23 protein-coding genes are annotated in these 21,529 nt (G+C 67.2%); 12 read left to right on the top strand and 11 right to left on the bottom strand.

Going from position 1 to position 21,529, the window contains the following annotated elements:
• Nucleotides 1–32: 32 nt before the first annotated feature.
• Nucleotides 33–1,556 (bottom strand): Re/Si-specific NAD(P)(+) transhydrogenase subunit alpha, encoded by a 1,524-nt coding sequence (locus AWC16_RS10480; protein WP_085264671.1) that lies wholly within the window; start codon nucleotides 1,554–1,556, stop codon nucleotides 33–35.
• Between the two features lie 117 nt (nucleotides 1,557–1,673).
• Complete coding sequence (locus AWC16_RS10475) at nucleotides 1,674–2,303, bottom strand: TetR/AcrR family transcriptional regulator (RefSeq protein WP_085264670.1); 630 nt, start codon at nucleotides 2,301–2,303, stop codon at nucleotides 1,674–1,676.
• Between the two features lie 79 nt (nucleotides 2,304–2,382).
• Here AWC16_RS10475 and AWC16_RS10470 point away from each other — a divergent pair, with 79 nt between their 5' ends.
• Complete coding sequence (locus tag AWC16_RS10470; protein WP_085264669.1) at nucleotides 2,383–3,234, top strand: alpha/beta hydrolase-fold protein; 852 nt, start codon at nucleotides 2,383–2,385, stop codon at nucleotides 3,232–3,234.
• Nucleotides 3,235–3,246: 12 nt separating this feature from the next.
• On the opposite strand, the gene AWC16_RS10465 is transcribed toward AWC16_RS10470, so the two are convergent.
• The 7 genes from AWC16_RS10465 to AWC16_RS10435 are packed head-to-tail and all read right to left on the bottom strand — an operon-like array spanning nucleotide 3,247 to nucleotide 9,553.
• Nucleotides 3,247–3,774 (bottom strand): hypothetical protein, encoded by a 528-nt coding sequence (locus tag AWC16_RS10465; RefSeq protein ID WP_085264668.1) that lies wholly within the window; start codon nucleotides 3,772–3,774, stop codon nucleotides 3,247–3,249.
• A gap of 30 nt (nucleotides 3,775–3,804) precedes the next feature.
• On the bottom strand, nucleotides 3,805–5,073 hold the full coding sequence (purD, locus tag AWC16_RS10460) for a phosphoribosylamine--glycine ligase (protein ID WP_085264667.1): 1,269 nt from the start codon (nucleotides 5,071–5,073) through the stop codon (nucleotides 3,805–3,807).
• Between the two features lie 43 nt (nucleotides 5,074–5,116).
• Nucleotides 5,117–5,992, bottom strand: coding sequence for an SDR family NAD(P)-dependent oxidoreductase (locus AWC16_RS10455; protein ID WP_085264666.1), 876 nt, complete (start codon nucleotides 5,990–5,992; stop codon nucleotides 5,117–5,119).
• Nucleotides 5,989–6,414 carry a carboxymuconolactone decarboxylase family protein gene (locus tag AWC16_RS10450; protein WP_085264665.1) on the bottom strand — a complete coding sequence of 142 codons (426 nt, stop codon included), beginning with the start codon at nucleotides 6,412–6,414 and terminating at the stop codon, nucleotides 5,989–5,991. Before AWC16_RS10450 ends, AWC16_RS10455 begins: the two co-directional genes overlap by 4 nt.
• Nucleotides 6,415–6,424: 10 nt before the next feature.
• Complete coding sequence (locus AWC16_RS10445) at nucleotides 6,425–7,291, bottom strand: NAD(P)-dependent oxidoreductase (protein ID WP_085264664.1); 867 nt, start codon at nucleotides 7,289–7,291, stop codon at nucleotides 6,425–6,427.
• A complete protein-coding gene (locus tag AWC16_RS10440; RefSeq protein WP_085264663.1) occupies nucleotides 7,288–8,040 on the bottom strand; it encodes an SDR family oxidoreductase in 753 nt (250 codons plus the stop codon). Before AWC16_RS10440 ends, AWC16_RS10445 begins: the two co-directional genes overlap by 4 nt.
• A 43-nt stretch (nucleotides 8,041–8,083) precedes the next feature.
• Nucleotides 8,084–9,553 (bottom strand): aldehyde dehydrogenase, encoded by a 1,470-nt coding sequence (locus AWC16_RS10435; protein WP_085264662.1) that lies wholly within the window; start codon nucleotides 9,551–9,553, stop codon nucleotides 8,084–8,086.
• A 170-nt stretch (nucleotides 9,554–9,723) separates the two neighbouring features.
• Here AWC16_RS10435 and AWC16_RS10430 point away from each other — a divergent pair, with 170 nt between their 5' ends.
• The 10 genes from AWC16_RS10430 to AWC16_RS10385 all read left to right on the top strand — a co-directional run bounded on the left by AWC16_RS10430 (nucleotide 9,724) and on the right by AWC16_RS10385 (nucleotide 18,944).
• Nucleotides 9,724–10,323, top strand: a complete 600-nt coding sequence (locus AWC16_RS10430) for a TetR/AcrR family transcriptional regulator (protein WP_085264661.1) — start codon at nucleotides 9,724–9,726, stop codon at nucleotides 10,321–10,323.
• A gap of 35 nt (nucleotides 10,324–10,358) precedes the next feature.
• Nucleotides 10,359–11,576: a cytochrome P450 gene (locus AWC16_RS10425; RefSeq protein WP_234812212.1), complete on the top strand. Its 1,218-nt coding sequence runs from the start codon at nucleotides 10,359–10,361 to the stop codon at nucleotides 11,574–11,576.
• Nucleotides 11,577–12,404, top strand: coding sequence for an SDR family oxidoreductase (locus AWC16_RS10420; RefSeq protein WP_085264660.1), 828 nt, complete (start codon nucleotides 11,577–11,579; stop codon nucleotides 12,402–12,404).
• Nucleotides 12,401–13,756, top strand: a complete 1,356-nt coding sequence (locus AWC16_RS10415) for a cytochrome P450 (RefSeq protein ID WP_085264659.1) — start codon at nucleotides 12,401–12,403, stop codon at nucleotides 13,754–13,756. The genes AWC16_RS10420 and AWC16_RS10415 overlap by 4 nt, the downstream gene beginning before the upstream one ends.
• Nucleotides 13,757–13,767: 11 nt before the next feature.
• Nucleotides 13,768–13,977, top strand: a complete 210-nt coding sequence (locus tag AWC16_RS10410; protein WP_085264658.1) for a ferredoxin — start codon at nucleotides 13,768–13,770, stop codon at nucleotides 13,975–13,977.
• A gap of 2 nt (nucleotides 13,978–13,979) precedes the next feature.
• The gene (locus tag AWC16_RS10405; RefSeq protein WP_085264657.1) at nucleotides 13,980–14,534 is read left to right on the top strand and encodes a nuclear transport factor 2-like protein; all 555 of its coding nucleotides are present in this window, start codon (nucleotides 13,980–13,982) and stop codon (nucleotides 14,532–14,534) included.
• A 26-nt stretch (nucleotides 14,535–14,560) separates the two neighbouring features.
• Complete coding sequence (locus AWC16_RS10400) at nucleotides 14,561–15,649, top strand: NAD(P)H-dependent amine dehydrogenase family protein (protein ID WP_085264656.1); 1,089 nt, start codon at nucleotides 14,561–14,563, stop codon at nucleotides 15,647–15,649.
• Between the two features lie 14 nt (nucleotides 15,650–15,663).
• A complete protein-coding gene (locus AWC16_RS10395) occupies nucleotides 15,664–16,404 on the top strand; it encodes a glucose 1-dehydrogenase (protein ID WP_085264655.1) in 741 nt (246 codons plus the stop codon).
• An 84-nt stretch (nucleotides 16,405–16,488) separates the two neighbouring features.
• A complete protein-coding gene (locus AWC16_RS10390; RefSeq protein ID WP_085264750.1) occupies nucleotides 16,489–17,730 on the top strand; it encodes a cytochrome P450 in 1,242 nt (413 codons plus the stop codon).
• Between the two features lie 86 nt (nucleotides 17,731–17,816).
• Nucleotides 17,817–18,944 carry an NDMA-dependent alcohol dehydrogenase gene (locus AWC16_RS10385; protein ID WP_085264654.1) on the top strand — a complete coding sequence of 376 codons (1,128 nt, stop codon included), beginning with the start codon at nucleotides 17,817–17,819 and terminating at the stop codon, nucleotides 18,942–18,944.
• Between the two features lie 73 nt (nucleotides 18,945–19,017).
• Here the strand turns inward: AWC16_RS10385 and AWC16_RS10380 are convergent, their stop codons facing one another.
• Complete coding sequence (locus AWC16_RS10380; RefSeq protein WP_085264653.1) at nucleotides 19,018–19,548, bottom strand: YceI family protein; 531 nt, start codon at nucleotides 19,546–19,548, stop codon at nucleotides 19,018–19,020.
• 112 nt (nucleotides 19,549–19,660) lie between these two features.
• On the opposite strand from AWC16_RS10380, the gene AWC16_RS10375 reads away from it, so the two are divergent.
• Entirely contained in the window at nucleotides 19,661–20,065 is a 405-nt protein-coding gene (locus AWC16_RS10375; RefSeq protein WP_085264749.1) for an HIT family protein, read from the top strand.
• Here the strand turns inward: AWC16_RS10375 and AWC16_RS10370 are convergent.
• Nucleotides 20,037–21,527, bottom strand: coding sequence for a sensor histidine kinase (locus AWC16_RS10370; RefSeq protein ID WP_085264652.1), 1,491 nt, complete (start codon nucleotides 21,525–21,527; stop codon nucleotides 20,037–20,039). The two genes, AWC16_RS10375 and AWC16_RS10370, sit on opposite strands and share 29 nt — an antisense overlap.
• Nucleotides 21,528–21,529 lie beyond the last annotated feature (2 nt).

Below are 21,529 nucleotides of genomic sequence, written 5' to 3'. Positions count from 1 at the left end.
CTACTCCAACTGTTGGGCGTCTTGGGCAGGCTCTAGCTGCGAGAGAACATGGCCAGCATGCGGCGGGTCACCGCGAAACCACCGAAGATGTTGATGCTGGCCAGCAGGATCGCCGCGGAGGCCAGCGCCGTGATCACCGGATCGTCGTGGCCGACCTGCAGCAGCGCGCCCACCACGATGATTCCCGAGATCGCATTCGTCACCGACATCAGCGGCGTATGCAGCGCGTGGTGCACATGACCGATCACGTAGTAGCCGATCACGATCGCCAGGGCGAACACGGTCAGGTGGACCTGCAACGCCGCCGGCGCCATCGCCACCAGCGCGAACAACACCGCCGCCGCAGACATCACCAGGCCCAGGCGGCGTCCGGCCGACATCGGCACCTTGGCCGTGGGGGCGACCACCGGGGCTTCGGCGACCTTGGTAGGGGCGGCCGAGACCTGCACCGGGGGCGGCGGCCACGTCGACTCGCCGTCGCGCACGACGGTCATCGACCGCTGCACCACGTCGTCGAAGTCCAGTACCAGCTGGCCGTCCTTGCCGGGGGTCATCAGCTTCATCAGGTTGACCAGGTTGGTGCCGTAGAGCTGGGACGCCTGCGCGGGCAACCGGCCGGCCAGGTCGGTGTAACCGATGATCGTCACCCCGTTGTCGGTGACGACGGCCTGGTCCTTGACGGTGCCCTCGACGTTGCCCCCGTTGGCCGCGGCCATGTCCACGATCACGCTGCCCGGCTTCATCGAGGCCACCATGTCGGCGGTGATGATCCGCGGCGCGGGCTTACCCGGTATGAGCGCGGTGGTGATGATGATGTCGACGTCGGCGGCCTGGTCGGCGTAGAGCTGTGCCTCCCGGGCCTTGTAGTCGTCGCTCATCTCCTTGGCGTAGCCGGTGGCCGACACCTCAGCCTCTGCCGACTCAATTGACAGGTATTCCCCACCCAGCGAGCGGACTTGATCGGCCACCTCCGGGCGCGGGTCGGTGGCCCGCACGATCGCCCCCAGGCTGCCGGCGGCACCGATCGCGGCCAGGCCTGCCACGCCGGCGCCCACCACCAGCACCTTGGCCGGCGGTACCTTACCGGCGGCCGTCACCTGACCGGTGAAGAACCGGCCGAAGACGTGGGCGGCCTCCACCACGGCGCGGTAGCCGGCGATGTTGGCCATCGAGCTCAACACGTCCAACGACTGTGCGCGCGAGATCCGCGGCACCGCGTCCATCGACAGCGCCGTGATGGGCCGGCGGGCCAGATCTTCCACCCGATCCGGGTTGAGTGCCGGCGCCAACAGGCTGATCAGTGTCGCGCCGGGCTTCATCGCGTCCAGCTGCTCGGTCGACGGGGCGTTCACACCGAAGACGATGTCGGCCGCGAGGGCGTCGCCGATGGTGGCGCCGGCCTCGGTGTACGCCGCGTCGGAGAAGGAGGACGCCTCTCCCGCACCGGAATCCACTACCAAGTCGTAACCGAGCTTGATCAACGCAGCGACAGTCGTCGGCGTCGCCGACACACGCGTCTCACCGGGCTGCGCCTCGGATAGGACACCGATAATCATGAACTAGCTCTCCACATTCGCATCTGTTCGCCGTCTTGCAGGCGTTACCGTCCCTTTCGTTACCCGCCAGTAGCTAAGGAGCGACAAGGGATCGCCGCAGCATACCGTGCGGGCTTCTCAGGCCGACACCGCGCGCTGGTCGAGCGGCGCGAGCAAGTCGATGACGTCGATCACCGCGGCTCGAGCCGCCGCCCGCGGCCCCTGCTGGTCGTCGGCCAGCGCCGCCATCACCGCACCGTCGACCGTGCAGACCAGTGCGTATGCCAGTTCGACGCGTGCGATCCGACCGGAGCGTTCGACAGCCTCGGTGACGGCGTCGGACCGCTGGTGCAGGATGCGGCGCTGAATCTCGCGCAGCGCGGGTTGCCGGGCGCAGACGATATAGCGTTCATAGCGAGAGGTGAGCTGCTCGGTGAGCTGCGGACCGTTCTCTGGGCCCTCTTGCGACCCCACCAGCAACTCCACCAGCATGTCAGCGGTGGTCTCGGCGCTGCGCCGCCGGCGGGACAGGCCCGTGATGCGGGCGCGTAGCTGGGCGACCTCCAACATCCCGATGTGTTCCACCGCGCTGATGATGAGCTCGTCCAGTGATGAGAAGTAATAGGTGGTCGACGCCAGCGGCAGGCCGGCCCGCTGCGCCACCGCGCGATGCCGCACCGCTTCGAACCCGCCCTCGCGCAGCAACTCGGCGGCAGCGCTGATCAGCGCGTAACGCCGACGTTCGCCCTTGGGCGTCACCGCTGTCATCACGCCTAGAGATGCTGCCAGCCCGGGTATCGCCGCATCATGCGTTTCCGACTTTTCGAACAAACGGCGCTCCGCTGGCATGATGGCCGCCATGCCGGAGTTGAGCCGACGGTCGTTGCTGCGTCTCGGGGCCGCAATGGGCGGAGTGGGCGCGTTTTCATCCTGGGGAGTCGGCTCGCTGCTCGGCCCGTGTCCAGCGCAGGCCGCCCCGCCGCAGGCCCCGCCAACGATGACTACAGGATCGTTCACCTCGGCGGCCCGCGGCGGGATGGCCACCAACTGGGCGATCGCCCGGCCGCCGGGCCAGACCGGGTCGCTGCGTCCGCTGATCGCGCTGCACGGCAAGGGCAGTGACGCCGCGACCGTGATGGCCGGCGGGGTGGAACAGGGCCTGGCCGAGGCGGTCGACGCGGGGCTGCCCCCGTTCGCGGTGGTCGCCGTCGACGGCGGCGGCAGCTACTGGCACCGGCGCGCCTCCGGGGAGGACTCGGGCGCGATGGTGACCGACGAGTTGTTGCCGCTGCTGGCCGACCAGGGTTTGGACACCTCCCGGGTGGGGTTCATCGGCTGGTCGATGGGCGGTTACGGCGCGCTGCTGTTGGGCGGCCGACTCGGTCCGCGCCGCACGGCCGCGATCTGCGCCGTGAGCCCCGCGCTGTGGCTGTCGCCCGGCGCGACGGCGCCCGGGGCATTCGACGGCGCGTCGGACTTTGCGGCCAACTCCGTGTTCGGGATGCCGGCCCTGGGATCGATCCCGATCCGGGTGGACTGCGGAAACTCCGACCCGTTCTACACCGCGACCCAGGCCTTCATCGACCAGCTGCCGAATCCTCCGGCGGGCGGCTTCTCCCCCGGCGGGCACGACGGGTCATTTTGGAGTTCACAGATCCCAGCCCAGCTGACCTGGATCGCCCCGTTGTTGACCGCTTAGACGACGCCTGCGCTACTGGCAGAGCTTGCCCAGTGTCGTGATGTGCGCGTCGAGGTCATGCCCCAGCTGCTCGCGCTCGTTATTCGCTTGCCCGACAAGATAACTGAGGTTCAGGCGCTCCAGTCCGCCAGCCATCGCCTGGGCGGCGTCGACGACCTCCTGCGGAGCCGCAGGGTCCGCCTCCAGCCGGCCGCGCAGGTACGCCGCGCCCGCCGTCAACGACAACCTCGCGTTGGCGGCCACCGCGAGCTGCGCGATCGGGTTTTCCGGGTCGGGATTCTTCATGTGCATGTTGGTGGCCACCGCCTGGCGCGCGAGGATGACCGCGCCGCACACGTCCTTCTTGGCATCTTCGACCTGCTGGCTGTTGAACTTGGCAGAGCCACCACCCCAGGACGGGTGCCAGAATCCGGCCACGACCGCGCCGCCGATGAGGCCGGCGACCAGACCAACTGCTGCTGCGATCAGCAGGGAGCCGCGGTTTGACGCCGCTTTGGAGTACGGCTGGTCCGTGGAGTCCAGCTGAGTTTCATCAGACATGTCCCCAAGGATAGCGGTTGGTATCTCCGGCTAGATCTCGATCTTCCCCTCGGCGGCAGCCAAGCCGATGTCGGTGCGAAAGTGGCTGCCCGGCAAGCGAATCGAGCTGAGGATCCGATAGGCGTCGGCTCGGGCGGCGCTCAAGTCCTCGCCGGTGCCCACCACCGACAGCACCCGCCCGCCGGAGGACACCACCGCCCCGTCGTCGCGGCGCGCGGTGCCGGCGTGCAACACCCCGTCGGCTTCGGCGCCGACGATCACGTCGCCGACCCGGGGCCGGCCCGGGTAATTCTCCGCTGCCAGCACTACCGTCACCGCGGCGCCATCCCGCCAACGCAAGGCGCCGAATTCGCTCAGTCGGCCGGTGGCAGCGGCATGCAGCAACTGCCCGAGCGGCGACTCGAGCAGGGCCAGCACCGCCTGAGTCTCCGGATCGCCGAAGCGGCAATTGAATTCGACCACCGCCGGCCCGGTCGATGTCATCGCCAGACCTGCGTACAGCAACCCGGTGAACCGGCTGCCCCGTCGGAGAAGTTCGACCGCGACGGGTTCGACGACACTGGCGACGATGCCCGCCGCCGCCTGCCGGGACAGCCAGGGCAGCGGGGCATACGCGCCCATACCGCCGGTGTTGGGGCCGGTGTCGTCGTCGCCGACCCGCTTGAAGTCCTGCGCCGGCAACAGCGGCACCACGGTGGTGCCGTCGACAATGCAGAACAGCGACAGTTCCGGACCGTCCAAGAAAGATTCCAGCAACACCGGATGCCCGGCCTCGAGCAGGCCGGCGGCGTGGGCCCGCGCCGCCGAGCGGTCCGCGGTCACCACCACTCCCTTACCGGCGGCCAACCCGTCGTCCTTGACCACCCAGGCCGCCTCCCCGGCCTCTGGGCCGAACCGGCTCAGGGCGGCATCCAGGTCAGCAGGGCTGTCGACGATCTCCGAACGGGCGGTGCGCACACCGGCAGCGGCCATCACATCCTTGGCGAATGCTTTGGAGCCTTCGATGCGAGCGGCGTCCTGGGACGGCCCGAAACACGCGATGCCGGCGGCGCGCACCGCGTCGGCCACGCCCAGCACCAGCGGCACCTCCGGCCCGATTACCACCAGGTCGGCCTTGACCTCGCGAGCCAAGTCGGTGACCGCCGAGGCCGAGGTGATGTCGATGTCACGCTGCTCGGCCACCGCCGCGGTGCCGGCGTTGCCGGGGGCGATCACCAGGTGATCGACCTTGGGGTCGTTGCGCAGAGCCATGAGTAGCGCATGCTCCCGGGCGCCGGAACCGATCACCAAAATACGCACGGTTTCCCAGCCTATCGGGCCACCACGCTACGCTCCGCCGAGGTCAGCCGCTCGCCACCATGGCATGCAATTCCTCAATGGACCACGGCGAAAAGCGCTGGTGATCGCGGTATCCCAGTACCGAGGGGGTGGGCCGCTCGAAGCGGCCGACAAAACCCCCGGATGCCAGGAACACCGATCCGGTCACGCCGCTCGCCAGGTCACTGGCCAGGTAGGCGTACAGCGGGGCCACATAGCCGGCGGGGGCCGGGTCCAGCGAAGCCCGCATGCTGACCTCGTCCAGCAGCCCTCGAGCGTGCAGGTCGCGGATGTGCTCCTCATAGTCGCTGCCGGTGGACAGTCGCGTCTTCGCGCCCGGACAGACGACGTTGGCCCGCACTCCGTACTCCGCGAGCTCAGCGGCCATCGCCACGGTCAGAGCGTTGATCGCCCCCTTGCCGGCTGGATACCCGGTGCCGCCGTAGTCACCGAGGAATGCCACCGAACCGCTGTTGACGATCGAGCCGCGGCGCTGCTCGGCCATGGTCGGCGCGGCGGCCCGGCAGGTCTGGAAAACCGTGCCCAGGTGCGCGTCGAGCAGTTCGCGGAACTGCGCGCTGGACACCGACAGGATCGAGGAGCCGGGCGGTTCGGCGACGCCCGCGCAGTTGATCAACACATCGACGCCGCCGTACTCCTCCCGGCAGGCCTGCACCAGCGCCACGGCGGTGGCCTCGACATTGGCGGCCCCGGCCAGCCCGACGGCCCGCCCGCCGGAACCGGTGATCGCCGCGACGGAGTCGTCGACCGCATGCGGGTCCCGGCCGTTGACCACCACTCCGGCTCCGCAGACCGCCAGCAGTTCTGCCACCGCCCGGCCGATTCCCCGGCTGCCCCCGACCACGACGGCTCCCCGCCCGGCGAGCAGAGTGTCGGTCATTCGCCCTTCTGCTTATCCAGCACAGCTGCGACGTTGGCCTTCTTGTCCTCGGACTTGCCCGCGGCGGCGGCCTTGTTGCGTTTGGCGATCACCTTCTCCACCACGGCGTTCAGCCCCGATCCCCGCGGGAAGCCCACATAGTGCGTCAGGAAGATCGGCAGCTCGCGCATCTCCTCCTCGGTCAACTCCCCGTTGTGCAGCGCGGCGTTGACCTGGATCTCGGCCAGGTCCTTCTCGCCTACCGCGGTGACCACCGCCAGCGTCATCAATCGCTTGTCGCGCATGGAAAGTCCGGGCCGGGTCCAGATCCGGCCGAACAGGTGATCGACGGTGAGCGCGAAGTATTCACCCGGCATATCGGGCATCTCCCACGCGTAGACCTCGTTCATCTTCGCCAGGCCGGTACGGCGCAGTTCGTCCATCAGATCTCTCCTAGTCGGTGGTGGAATGCGGCACACCCAGGCCGGCGGCCAGCTCAGCCAGCGCGACCTGGGCCAGCGGAAGGTCGACCCCGGTGGCCTGCCCCAATCCCAATGCGAGACTGAGGTCTTTCTCGCCGAGCCCGCGGGTGTGGCTGAGCGGTTGATACAGGAAATCCTCCGGCTGCAGGGGGGCGGTGGTGTCGCGGAACATGACCGCCCCGGGCCCGCCGGTGAGCGCATCGGTGTGACGCACCACCCGGCCCAGCGCCTGCAGATCGAGCCCGGCCGCCTCGGCCAGTTTCATGGCTTCGCCGGCCGCGGCGTAGGCGGTGAACGTCAACATGTTGCGCGCCAGCTTCATTCGGGTGCCGGCGCCGGGCTCCCCGGCGTGGATGACCAACGACGCCCACTGCTTGAACGCCGGCTTGATCTGTTCGTAGACCGCGCGGTCGGCGCCGACCATGGTCGCCAGCTGGCCCTTGTCAGCGGCACCGGCGCCGCCGCTGACCGGTGCGTCGACGACGTGAATGCCCTGCGGCTTCAGCTCCTCGGCCAGCTCGGCGGCCGTGGTGTCGGCGATCGTCGAGTGGATCGCGATGACGGTGCCGGGCTTCGCGGTGGTCGCCAGGTCGGCGACCACCTCGCGGACCTGGGCGTCGTCGAGCACCGTGACACTGATGATGCCGGCGCTCGCACCGACGTCGGCGACACTGTCGGCGACACCTGCCCCGGCCTCGGCCAGCGGCGTGATCGCCTCGGCCCGCACATCGAATACCGTGACGCCGCCCGGCCAGTCGACCAGACGCTTGGCCATCGGCGCACCCATGTTCCCGAGCCCGATGTAGCCGAGGCGGGGAGTTTCCTCGGTCGTGCTCATGACCGGATGATCTGTCCGCCGTCGACGTTGAAGATCTGTCCGGTGATCCACGACGCCTGATCCGACAGCAGGAACAGACACATCGGCACCAGATCCTCCGGGGTGCCCATGCGAGCCAGCGGCAGCTGCTGCACCATCTGCTTCACGATGGCCTGCGGAGTGGTGTTCCGGTTGGCCTCGGTGTCGATCGGGCCGGGCGCGATCGCGTTGATCCGGATGTTGCGCCAGCCCAGCTCGCGGGAGAGCTGCTGGGTCAGACCGTTGACACCGACCTTGGCCAGACCGTAGAAGTTCGAGTAAACCCATGCCGCCGTGGACGACTGGTTGACGATGGCACCGCCGCCACGCTTGGCCATGTGCTCGTAGACCGCACGGGTGCAGATCAGGGCGCCGTCCAGGTTCACCCGCATGAACTTCTCGTAGTAGTCCCACGGCACGGTCAGCAAGCCGTCGAGCTTCATGCCGCCGAAGATCGCGGCGTTGTTGACCAGGTAGTCGATCCCGCCGAACTCCGCCACGGCGGCATCCGCCATGGCCTGCGCCGATTCGATGTCCGAGACGTCGACTCCCACCGCGATCGCCTTGCCGCCGTCGGCGACGATCTGGTCGGCCACCGTTTTCGCGCCGTCGACGTTGATGTCGGCGACGACTACCGCGGCGCCGTCGGCGGCCAGGGCCTGGGCGTACGCCTGCCCGATGCCGCCACCGGAACCGGTGACGATGGCTACCTTGTCGTCAAATTGCCCCATCTGCTTCTTCTCCCTCTAAGTCCCTTGAATCCCGTGATTGTTTTCAGTTCGCTGCTGTCGCAATGGCTTTGATTTCCAGGTACTCCTCGAACCCGGCGACACCCATCTCCCGGCCGTTGCCGGACTGCTTGTATCCGCCGAACGGCACGTCCGCGGAGTACCACACCCCGCCGTTGACGTTGACGGTTCCGGCCCGCAGTCGGGCCGCCACCCCGGCCGCCCGCTCGGCATCGGCGCCGTAGACGGTGCCGGACAGCCCGTAGGGCGAGTCGTTGGCGATGCGAACCGCGTCGTCGTCGCCGTCGTGCGGGATCACGGTGAGCACCGGACCGAAGATCTCCTCCCGGGCCACCCGCGCCTCGTTGGTCAGCCCGGCGATCACCGTGGGTTCGATGAAGAAGCCGGCGGGCTGGTCGGCCGGCCGGCCGCCACCGCAGGCGAACCGGCCGCCCTCGGTGATCGCCAGGTCCAGGTAGCTCTGCACCCGGTCGCGCTGGCGCCCCGAGATCACCGGACCGCAGATGGTGCCGGGTTTGGTCGGGTCGCCCGGTTTGATCGAGCCCATGGTGCCGGCGGCGATGGCGACGGCCTCGTCGTAGCGGGCCCGGGGCACCACCAGCCGGGTGGTGATCGCACAGCCCTGCCCGGCGTGCAGGCAGACCGAGAACCCCGCCACCGAGCAGGCGGCTGCCAGATCGGCGTCGTCGAGCACCAGGAAGGCGGACTTGCCGCCCAGCTCCAGGAACACCTTCTTGATGGTGGCGGCCGCGTCGGCCATCACGCTGCGTCCGGTGGCCGTCGAGCCGGTGAACGAAATCATGTCCACCCGAGGGTCTTTGGCCAGCATGGCGCCCAACGCGTGGTCGGTGGAGGTGATGATGTTGACCACGCCCGGCGGAATGTGGGTGTGCTCGGCGATCAGCTCACCGAGCACCGCAGCAACCCACGGGGTGTCGGGGGCGGGCTTGAGCACGATCGTGTTGCCGGCGGCCAGCGCCGGGCCCAGCTTGGCCAGGTTGATCTGGTGCGGGAAGTTCCACGGGGTGATGGCGCCGACGACGCCGACCGCCTCCCGCACCACCGAGCGTCGGGTGGGGATGCCCAGCGGGGCGGCCTGCCCGAGATCCTTTGTCCACTCGTAACTTTCGGCGGTGTCGGCGGCGAATCCGAGGTCTTCGACCGGCCCTTCCAGCTGGGCACCGGCGGTGAGCATGCGGGGTGCACCGACTTCGGCCATCGTCAGGTCCCGAAGTTCTTCGACGTGTTCGCGCATCGCGTCGCGCAGCTGACGGATACAACGCACCCGCAGTTCGGTGTTGGTGGACCAGTCGGTCTCGTCGAAGGCCCGCCGCGCCGCGCCGATGGCGCGGTCCATGTCGGCGGCGTCGGCATTGGCCGCCTCACCGAGCACCTCTTCGGTGGCCGGGTTGACGGTGGCAAAGCCGCCGGCCCCGCCGGGGGCCAGTTTTCCGTCGATGAGCAGCCGGCTCACGCCGTCAGCCAGTAGCGCCATCAGTCACTCCCACAGCTTGGTCCCGGTGCCCAATTACAAGATGGACACTTGTCCGTTATCGTCCGATCGCACCCTAGCCCCGGAATCGGCAGTCCCGCAACCCGCGTGGGTTGAAACCATTATTTCCAGCTGACTTGCCTCGCGAGGCCACTTTCAACTATGCTGGACAGGTGTCCAGCGAATCCGTGGCGGCGGTCACATCGACCGATGCGGCCCCACGCAACCGGCGCCAGGAAGAGACCTTCCGCAAGGTGCTGGCCGCCGGCGTGGAGATGTTGCGGGAGAAGTCCTACGCAGACCTGACCGTGCGCGCGGTCGCCGCGCGCGCCAAGGTCGCCCCGGCGACCGCCTACACCTACTTCTCCTCGAAGAACCATCTGATCGCCGAGGTGTATCTGGACCTGGTTCGCCAGGTCCCGTACTTCACCGACGTCAACGAGCCGATGCCGAGCCGGGTCAACCAGGCGCTGCGGCACCTGGCACTGGTGGTCGCCGACGAACCCGAAGTCGCGGCCGCCTGCACGGCGGCGCTGCTCAGCGGCAACAGTGACCCCGCGGTCCGCGCGGTGCGCGACCGGATCGGTGCGGAGATCCACCGCCGCATCACCTCGGCGTTCGGTCCCGGCGCGGACCCGCAGAAGGTGTCGGCCCTGGAGATGACGTTCTTCGGCGCGCTGGTCAACGCCGGCAGCGGCGCCTTCACCTACCACCAGATCACCGATCGGTTGGCCTATGTGGTCAGCCTGATCCTGGAATCAGGAGCACGATGATGGCCTCGCAGGCAGTGAATTCCGAGACTTCCAAGATTTCCGAGACTTCGGACTCCCCTGTCCTCAACCCGTACGACTACGACTTCCACGAGGACCCGTTCCCGTACTACCGGCGGCTGCGCGACGAGGCCCCGGTGTATCACAACGAAGAGCTGAACTTCTGGGCGATCTCGCGCCACCAGGATGTCCTGCACGGGTTCCGCAACAGTGACGCGCTGTCCAACCGCGACGGCGTTTCCCTGGACCCGGTCTCGCGCGGTCCGCATGCCCAACTGGTGATGTCGTTCCTGGCGATGGACGACCCGCAGCATCTGCGACTTCGCACTCTGGTGTCCAAGGGTTTCACCCCGCGCCGGATCCGCGAGCTCGAACCGCAGGTGGTTCGGCTGGCACGCCAGCATCTGGACAGCGCGATTCAGCCCGATGCGCGCGGCACCTGCTCGTTCGATTTCATCAACGACTTCGCCGGCAAACTGCCGATGGATGTCATCTCCGAGCTGATGGGCGTGCCGGAGGCCGACCGGGCGCGGATCCGGGAGCTTGCCGACGGGGTGCTGCACCGCGAAGACGGGGTGACCGATGTCCCGCAGTCGGCGATCCAGGCATCGATGGATCTGATGACCTACTACAACGAGATGATCGCCGACTTCAAGAAGAACCCGGCGGACAACCTGACCTCGGCGCTGCTGGAGACCGAGGTCGACGGGGATCGGCTCGGCGACCAGGAGATCCTGGCCTTCCTGTTCCTGATGGTGATCGCCGGCAACGAGACCACCACCAAACTGCTTGGCAGCTCCATCTACTGGGGCCACCGTAACCGCGACCAGCTGACATCGGTTTACGCCGACCACTCCCGGATCCCGCTGTGGGTGGAGGAGACGCTGCGCTATGACACGCCGAGTCAGATCCTGGCGCGTACCGCCGCGCAGGACTACACGCTGCACGGCACCACCATCCCCGAGGGCGCGGTGGTGCTGCTGCTGCCCGGCTCCGGAAACCGCGACGAGCGGGTCTTCGACGACCCGGATGCCTTCCGGATCGGTCGCGACATCGGCTCCAAGCTGCTGAGTTTCGGCAGTGGCGCCCACTTCTGCCTCGGCGCACACCTGGCCCGGATGGAGGCCCGGGTGGCGCTCGACGAACTGTTCAACCGGATCAGCGACTACCAGGTCGACGAGGCCAACGCCGTGCGGGTGCATTCATCCAACGTGCGCGGCTTCGCCGACCTCCCGATCACCGTCAAGGAGGCATAAATGCCGCGTTTCGACCCACCCCCGGCCCGCCGGCCCGCCATCGTCACGGGCGCATCCTCGGGCATCGGCGCCGCCACCGCAGAAGAGTTGGCGAGCCGCGGCTTCCCGGTGGCACTCGGCGCCCGGCGCACCGACAGGTTGACCGATCTGGTCGACAAGATCCGTGGCAACGGCGGCGAGGCGGTCGCGTTCAACCTGGATGTCACCGACGCCGACTCGGTGAAATCCTTTGTGGCGCAGAGTATCGACGCGCTCGGCGAGATCGAGTTGCTGGTCTCCGGCGCCGGTGACATGAACCCCGGCCGCATCCACGAGCTGAGCACCGAGGCGTTCAACGACCAGATCCAGGTGCACCTGATCGGCGCCAACCGACTCGCCACCGCTGTACTGCCGGATATGGTCGCCCGCCGGCGCGGCGACGTGATCTTCGTCGGCTCCGACGTGGCGTTGCAGCAGCGCCCCCACATGGGTGCCTACGGCGCGGCCAAGGCCGCACTGGTCGCGATGGTGCACAACCTGCGGATGGAGTTGGAGGGCACCGGAGTTCGCGCCTCGATCGTGCATCCCGGTCCGACGCTGACCGAGATGGGCTGGAAGCTGTCCGCCGAGCAGGTCGGCCCGATGCTGGAGGACTGGGCGAAATGGGGTCAGGCCCGGCACAGCTACTTCCTTCGCCCGCAAGACCTGGCCCGCGCCATCGCGTTCGTCGCGGAGACCCCGCGCGGTGCCCACATCGTCGACATGGAAGTGCAGCCCGAGGCTCCGCTGCGCGACACCGACTCCGACCGTCAGCACCTGCAACTGGGTGAGGAAGGAATGCCGAAATGACCGTCCGTACTGAGGTTCCCCGGGTCTCCGGTGGCGAGGCCGAGCACGGCCACCTCGAAGAGTTCCGCACCGACCCGATCGCCTTGATGCAACGGCTGCGCGACGAATGCGGCGATGTCGGCTGGTTCGACCTGGCCGGCCGCAAGGTGGTGCTGCTGACCGGCGCCGAAGCCAACGAATTCTTCTTCCGGTCCACCGACGACGAACTCGACCAGGCTGCGGCCTACCCGTTCATGACCCCGATCTTCGGCAACGGCGTGGTGTTCGATGCGCCGCCGGAACGGCGCGCGGAGATGCTGCACAACACCGCACTGCGCGGCGAGCACATGAAGCGGCACGCCAGCACCATCGAGCATGAAGTGCGCCAGATGATCGAGGGGTGGGGCGAGAGCGGTGAAATCGATCTACTGGAGTTCTTCGCCGAGCTCACCATCTACACCTCGACGGCCTGCCTGATCGGCCGGAAGTTCCGCGAAGAACTCGACAACCGGTTCGCCCAGCTCTACTACGAACTGGAGAACGGCACCGACCCGCTGTGCTACGTCGACCCCTACCTGCCGATCGAGAGCTTCCGGCGCCGCGACGAAGCCCGCGTCAAGCTGGTCGAACTGGTGCAGGGCATCATGAACGGCCGACTCGCCAACCCGGAGACCGACAAGAAGCGCCGGGACATGATCGACGTCATGGTGTCGATCCCGGACGAGAACGGCAACCCGCGCTTTTCCGCCGACGAGATCACCGGGATCATCATCTCGATGATGTTCGCCGGGCATCACACCAGTTCGGGCACCTCCGCGTGGACGCTGATCGAGCTGCTGCGCAATAAGGACGCGCTGAGCTCCGTTATCAACGAGCTCGATCAACTATACGCCGACGGTGGTGAGGTGAGTTTCCATGCGCTGCGCCAGATTCCGAATCTGGAGAACGTCCTCAAGGAGACCCTGCGGCTGCACCCGCCGCTGATCATCCTGATGCGGGTGGCCAAGGGCGAGTTCGAGGTCTGCGGCTACCCGATCCACGAGGGCGACATGGTGGCGGCTTCGCCCGCGGTCTCCAACCGGATACCCGAGTCCTTCCCCGAGCCGAACGAGTTCGTGCCGGAACGCTACAACGAGCCGCGGGAAGAAGACGTCATCCACCGCTGGACCTGGATTCCGTTCGGCGCCGGCCGGCACCGCTGCGTGGGGGCGGCGTTCGCGACCATGCAGATCAAGGCGATCTTCTCGGTGCTGCTGCGCGAGTACGAGTTCGAGATGTCGCAGCCACCGGAGTCCTACCGCAACGACCATTCCAAGATGGTGGTGCAGCTGGCCCGCCCGGCCAAGGTGCGCTACCGGCGGCGCAGCAAGTAAGGAATGCCGAAATGGGCAGCTACACAGTCAAAGTAGACCTTGACCTGTGCCAGGGCCACGCCATGTGCGAGCTGGAGGCACCCGACTACTTCCAGGTGCCCAAGCACGGCAAGGTCGAGATCCTCGACTCCGAACCGCCCGACGAAGACCGCCGCCAGATCCAGGCGGCCGTACGGGCCTGTCCCACCCGAGCTTTGTCCATCGAAGAGAATCAGGATTGAACATGGCGTCTTTTCCCCGCGAACAACTGGACGAATGGGTCGAACGCTGGTTGCAGGCCAATCGCGACGCCGAAGCGGCCGGCGACTGGCGGCCGCTGGCCGACTTCTACGCCGATGACGCCACCTACGGCTGGAATATCGGCCCCAAAGAGGACGTCATGTGCGTCGGCATCGACGAGATCCGCGACATCGCACTGGGTTTGGAGATGGAGGGGTTGGACAACTGGCAGTACCCCTACCAAAAGGTGCTCATCGACGACAAGCAGGGCGAGGTCGTCGGATTCTGGAAGCAGGTCGCGACCGATTCCGACGGCACGCAGTCGGAGATCTACGGTATCGGCGGCAGCTGGTTTCGGCTCACCGAAAGAGACGGGCGGCCGCTCATCGAGTGGCAGCGTGACTTCTTCGACTTCGGTCACGTCCAGAAGCTCTACCTGGACCTGATGACCGCCGGCAAACTCTCGAAGGGCATGCAGAAGCGCATCGAGCGCAGCCTGGCCGGCGAGAAGCTCCCCGGCTACTACCCGCTGGGCCAGGCGCCGATTCCACTCTGGTAGAACACAACTCACCTCCAGGAGAACTCGTGGCCATACGCGTCGCCCTGTTCGGCACCGGCAACGCCGGGCGCATCGCCCTGCGCGGGCTGATCACCAATCCCGCCTACGAGCTCACCGCGGTCTGGGTGTCGACAGCCGCCAAAGTGGGTCGGGACGCCGGCGAGCTCGCCGGCCTCGACACCCAGACCGGAATCGCCGCCACCGATGACTTCGATGCGATCATCGACGCCAAGCCTGATGCCGCGGTCTACTGCGCCATGGGCGACACCCGGCTGCCCGACGCGCTCAAGGACGTCTGCCGACTGCTCGCGGCCGGCATCAACGTCATCGGGACAGCGCCCGGCGTATTGCAGTACCCGTGGGGCATCATCCCGGACAAGTTCATCGAGCGCGTCCAGAATGCCGCCCAGCAAGGCAATTCGAGTGTCTACGTCAACGGGGTCGATCCCGGTTTCATCACCGACCTGGTGCCGCTGGCCTTCGCCGGCACCTGCCAGCACATCGAGCAGATCCGCTGCCTGGAGATCGCCGACTACGCGACCTACGACGGCGCCGAGGTCATGTTCGACGTGATGGGCTTCGGCAATTCGCTCGACGAGGTACCGATGCTGCTGCAACCCGGCATCCTCAGTGTGGCGTGGGGTGCGACCATCCGGGAACTCGCCAAGGGGCTGGGGGTGACCCTGGATGCCATTACCGACACCTGCGAGCGCGAGCCGGCGCCGGAAGCCTTCGACATCGCGGCCGGGCATATCGCAAAAGGCGGTGTCGCCGCACTCAAGTTCGAGATCAGCGGCATCGTCGACGGAAAGCCGCTGATCGTGATCGAGCACGTCACCCGGCTGCGCAGCGACCTGCGGCCGGACTGGGCACAGCCGGCACAGCCGGGCGGGTCCTACCGGGTGGAGATCACCGGCGAGCCGTCCTACGCCGTCGATATCTGCCCGACCAGCCGGCACGGCGACCACAACTATGCGGCGATCGCCGTCGGCGTCGGGCGGGTCGTCAACGCGATTCCCGCCGTCGTCGCGGCACCGGCCGGCATCGTGACCACCCTCGACCTGCCGCTGGTCGCCGGGCCCGCCGTCATCGCGGCGCCAACAACCACCGAATAAGGAAGGCCACAACCATGGGACGCGTAGCAGGCAAGGTAGTTCTGATCAGCGGAGGCGCGCGCGGTATGGGCGCGTCCCACGCACGGATGCTGGTCGGCGAGGGCGCCAAGGTGATCATCGGCGACGTACTCGACGACGAGGGTGCAGCGCTCGCCGCCGAACTGGGTGACGCCGCGCTCTACGTCCACCTCGACGTCACCGACCCGGAGCAGTGGGCCGCCGCGGTGAAGGCCGCGGTCGATCAGTTCGGGAAGCTGAACGTGTTGGTCAACAATGCCGGCACCGTCGCGCTGGGATCGCTGCGCAAGTTCGATCTGGACCAGTGGCACAAGGTGATCGACGTGAACCTCAACGGCACGTTTCTGGGCATGCGCGCGGTCATCGACTCGATGATCGCCGCCGGCGGCGGATCCATCATCAACGTGTCCTCGATCGAGGGCCTGCGCGGGGCACCGATGGTGCACCCCTATGTGGCCTCGAAGTGGGCCGTGCGCGGACTGTCCAAGTCCGCCGCCCTGGAGCTGGCGCGCCACAACATTCGGGTCAATTCACTGCATCCCGGTTTCATCCGCACCCCGATGACCGAACATCTGCCCGAAGACATGGTGACGATCCCGCTCGGCCGGCCCGGCGAATCCGAGGAGGTCTCCACCTTCGTGGTGTTCCTGGCCAGCGACGAATCCTCCTACGCCACCGGCTCGGAGTTCGTGATGGACGGCGGTCTGGTCACCGACGTTCCGCACAAGACCGGTTGACACCCGGTCATACACCTGGCCATGATGTGTATGCCCGGACGTGGGGCGGCCCGTTCGGCCCGTTGACAATCAGAGGTGTTCGTTTTGACATCAACGCAATCAGCCTGTCCGTTCGGCCCGGGTTTCGACTTCACCGATCCGGACGTCCTGCTGCACGGCATGCCGATCACCGAGTTCGCCGAACTCCGCAAGACCGCGCCGGTCTGGTGGAACGAACAGCCCGCCGAGGGCAACATCTTCGGCGACAACGGCTATTGGGTCATCAGCAAACACCAACACATCAAAGAGATTTCGCGTGACAACGACGTCTGGTCGACCAATGCCAAGGGGGCAGTCATGCGCCTTCCCGACGGCATCACCGCCGACCAGCTGGAACTGACCAAGGCGCTGCTGATCAATCACGACCCGCCCGAGCACACCCGGCTGCGCAAACTGGTGTCGCGACTGTTCACCCCGCGATCCGTCGGTGCGCTGGAGGAGAAGCTCGCCCACTCGGCCCGGGAGATCGTCGCGGCGGCGGCCGAGAAGAACAGCGGCAACTTCGTCGACGACATCGCGATGCGGCTGCCGCTGCTGGCGATCGCCGATCTGATCGGGGTTCCCGAGGCCGATCGGGAGAAGTTGTTTCACTGGACCAACTCGATCATGAACACCGACGACCCGGATTTCGATTCCGATCCGGCGATGGCCAACGCCGAGTTGATGGGCTACGCCTACACCATGGCCGAGGAGCGCCGGCGCTGTCCGGCCGATGACATCGTCACCCGCCTGGTCCAGGCCGACATCGACGGCGAATCACTCGGCGAGACCGAGTTCGCGTTCTTCGTGATCCTGCTGGCGGTGGCGGGCAACGAGACCACCCGCAATGCCATGACGCACGGCATCAACGCATTCGCCGAGCACCCGGACCAGTGGGAGCTCTACAAGCGACAGCGGCCCGAGACCGCCGTCGACGAGATCGTCCGCTGGGCGACCCCGGTGCACTGCTTCCAGCGCACCGCCAAGGTTGACACCGAGGTCGGTGGGGTGGCCATCGGCGAGGGCCAGCGGGTCGGCCTGTTCTACAGTTCGGCCAACTTCGACGAAGAGGTCTTCGACCGGCCGTTCGACTTCGACATTCTGCGCGACCCCAACCCACACCTGGCCTTCGGCGGACAGGGCACCCACTACTGCATCGGCGCGAACCTGGCCCGGATGGAGATCCGGTTGATCTTCGACGAAATCGCCAGCCAGCTGCCGGATATCGCCAAGCTGGCCGAGCCGCAACGGCTGCGTTCCGGCTGGATCAACGGGGTCAAGGATCTGCAAGTCACCTACCACGGCTGAACCTTCCCGCCGCCTGGTGTCGGGTTATAGGCTCGGTCAGTGGACTGCCGGACGTCCCGGAAATTCAACATGAAAGCAGGTTCGCGGTGAAGACAAAGGGTGCGTTGCTCTGGGAGTTCAACAAGCCGTGGTCGGTCGAGGAGATCGAGATCGGTGACCCCCAGAAAGACGAGGTCAAGATTCAGATGGAGGCGGCCGGTATGTGCCACTCCGACCACCATCTGATGACGGGCAGCATCCCCATGGCCGGCTTCCCAGTCCTCGGCGGACACGAGGGCGCCGGCATCGTCACCGAGGTCGGGCCCGGGGTGGAGGACATCGCGCCCGGCGACCACGTGGTGCTGTCCTTCATTCCGTCCTGTGGCAGCTGTCCGACCTGTCAGTCCGGACTGCGCAACCTGTGCGACCTGGGCGCCGGACTGCTCAACGGCGTGGCGGTCAGTGACGGCACTTTCCGGGTCACCGCCCGCGGCCAGGGTGTCTACCCGATGACGTTGCTGGGCACGTTCTCGCCGTGGATGGTGGTGCACAAATCCTCGGTGGTGAAGATCGACCCGTCGGTTCCGTTCGAGGTGGCCTGCCTCGTCGGCTGCGGCGTCACCACCGGCTACGGGTCGGCAGTCCGCAGCGCCGACATCCGCCCGGGTGAGGACGTCGCGATCGTCGGCGTCGGCGGGGTGGGCATGTCGGCGTTGCAGGGTGCGGTGGCCGCCGGTGCCCGCAACATCTTCGTCATCGACCCGGTGGACTGGAAACGCGACCAGGCGCTGAAGTTCGGTGCCACCCATGTATATCCGGACATCTTCGCCGCGATGGGCGGCATGATGGAGGTCACCGCCGGCCTGATGGCCCGCAAGGTGATCGTCACCGTCGGAGAGGTGCACGGCGCCGACGTCGACAACTACATGATCCTGACCGCCAAGGGCGGCACCTGCGTGCTCACCGCGATGGGCTCCATGCTGGACAATCAGGTCACGCTCAACCTGTCGATGCTGACTCTGCTGCAGAAGAACCTGCAGGGCACCATCTTCGGTGGCGGAAATCCCCAATACGACATTCCGCAGCTGCTGTCGATGTACTCCGTCGGCAAGCTGAACCTGGACGACATGGTCACCCGCCAGTACAAGCTGGAGCAGATCAACGAGGGCTACCAGGACATGCTGGACGGCAAGAACATCCGCGGCATCATCCGCTACACCGACGCCGATAGGTAGTCACCCGCTGACTCTGCGCTGACCAGGCAACCTACTCGCACTTCTGCCTGGTAGGCGCAGAGTCAACGAAGGACTAGTCCTGCCGGAACACCAGGCTGGCCTTGAGCTTGGTCCTATTGCCGACCATGCCCAGGAAATTTCCCTCCACGGCGAACTGCTTGCGGGTGACGGTGGTCTCGGTCGTCAGCCGGACGCCGCCGTCCTCGAGCGGGGTCACTTCGACATCGAGCGGCAACGGTCCGGTGATGCCCTTGACAGTCAACTCGGCGTCCAGCCGGACGCTATCAGCGCCTGCCGGCTCCCCGCCGGTGACCACAACGGTGATGTCGGGATAGTGGTCGGTGTCGAAGAAGTTCGATCGCCGCAGGTCGTGGTCGCGGGTGCCCAAACCGGTGTTGATCGAGGCAGCCTTGATGTCGACCCGGCCGGACACCGTCTTGGCGTCCTTGATCTCGCCGCTGCCGGCGAAATCGGTGAAGGCGCCACGTACTTTCAGCGCGCCCCACATCGTGCCGTTCTCGAACCGGATGCTCGACTGCCCGGGATCCAGGCTCCAGCTACCTACCGCCTTGGGATTGCTGAGAAATGTTGCGACAGATGACATCCCATCTCCTCTAGCTCTGGCGTGGCGAGCCCGTGCTGCGGGTATCAGCTCGATCTCGATAATACGCAGCGGCGCCCGTTTAATCCGGGAGTCGGCGCATATGCTGAAGCTCATGACCACCGTGTTCACCAAGATCATCAACCGGGAGCTGCCGGGCCGGTTCGTCTACGAGGACGACGACGTGGTCGGCTTCCTGACCATCGAGCCGATGACGCAGGGACACACGCTGGTGGTGCCCCGTGCCGAGATCGACCAGTGGCAGGACGTCGACGGCGCCGTCTTCGCCCAGGTGATGGGCGTGGCACAGCGGATCGGCAAGGCGGTGTGCCGGGCCTTCGACACCGAGCGCGCCGGGATGATCATCGCCGGCCTGGAGGTCCCGCACCTACACGTCCACGTCTTCCCGACCCGCAGCCTCTCCGACTTCGGATTCGCCGGCGTGGACCGCAATCCCTCGGCGGCATCGTTGGACGAGGCGCAAGCCAAGATCAAGGCCGCGCTGGCCGAACTTCGCTGAAGCTCAGCCCATCTCGGCGGGGCAGTTCGACGGACCGGGCCGACGTGTCGGCAAGACGCGGTATTGCGACCCGGAATGTGCAGCCCTGGCCCGGCGGAGACGTGGCGCTGACGGTGCCCTCGTGCGCGCGGGTCAGTGAGTCGACGATCGACAGTCCCAGCCCGGTGCCACCGCTGGCCCGCGCCCGCGACGAGTCGGTGCGGAAGAAGCGCTCGAAGGCCCGCTGAACGTCCTGCTCGCTCATCCCGGACCCCTGGTCCACCACCTCCAGGATGGCGTCGGCCCCCTCGGTGCCGACGCGCACGGTGATCCCGGTCCCGTCGGGGGTGTGCTGCATCGCATTGGACACCAGGTTGCTCAGCACCTGCCGCAGCCGGGCTTCGTCACCGAGCACCTCCGGCGTGCCGGGGCCGTCGAAGACCTCCAATTCGATGGCGCGATTCGGTGCGATCGCGCGGGCGTCGTGCACGGCGTCGGTGGCCAGCACCAGCAGGTCGACCCACTGCCGATCCAGTGGGCGCTGCGCGTCCGTCCGGGCCAGCAGCAACAGGTCCTCGACGAGCAGGCCCATCCGGCGGGCTTCACTTTCGATACGCGACATCAGCAGCTCGACGTCGCGGGCCGCGCCTTGACGGTACAGCTCCGCGAAACCACGAATCGTGGTCAGCGGGGTACGCAGTTCGTGGCTGGCATCGGTGATGAATCGGCGCATCCGCTCCTCGGAGTTGCGCGCGCTCTCCGCCGAAGCCGCCGAAGATGCGACCGCCTCCTGAATCTGCGCCAGCATGCCGTTGAGCGCTTGGGTGAGCCGACCGACCTCGGTGCGGGGATCACGTCCCGGAACACGACGATCCAACTGGCCGGCGGCGATCGCCGCCGCCGTCTGTTCCACCTCGGTCAACGGCCGCAGGCTGCGGCTGACCACCACATAGCCGGCGGCCCCCAGCACCAGCAGCACCCCGACGCCGATCGCCACCCGCGACCAGGCCAGGTAGCGCAGCGTGGCCCGGGGGTCGGACAGATCCCTGGCCACGGTGATCAGTCGGCCGTTCTCGCCGTGCACCGACAAGGCCCGCCACTGCACGCCCGACCCGTCGATCGAGCCGATCGTGACCGGCACGGATCCGACGTCGTTGTCCGGCGGCAGCAGGGGCTCGGCGTTCTGGTCGTTGACGACCGTCCAGATGCTGCCGTCGGGGTCGACGTCGCGGACATAGAAGCTCGTCGGCGGCCGGCCCGGGCTGGGGTCTTCGCCCTCCCTCGACGGCAGTCGCCCGCGTTGTTCCAGGGCCCAACCGTGGGCGGCGTCGTTGAGGGTGGCGTCGATCCGGCTGATCAGACGATGGCGCAGGATCGTGGTCACCGCGTATCCCTGTGCCAGCAACCCGACCGCCACCATGACCAAGGTGGCGGTGACCAGGCTGAATTTCAGCGGCAAGACGTCTCGAACGGGCTTCACCATCC

It is taken from the genome of Mycolicibacter longobardus, from assembly GCF_002102265.1.
Classification (GTDB): domain Bacteria; phylum Actinomycetota; class Actinomycetes; order Mycobacteriales; family Mycobacteriaceae; genus Mycobacterium; species Mycobacterium longobardum.
Note: the sequence above shows the minus strand (reverse complement) of the source record. Positions and strands in the feature narration are given on the sequence as shown.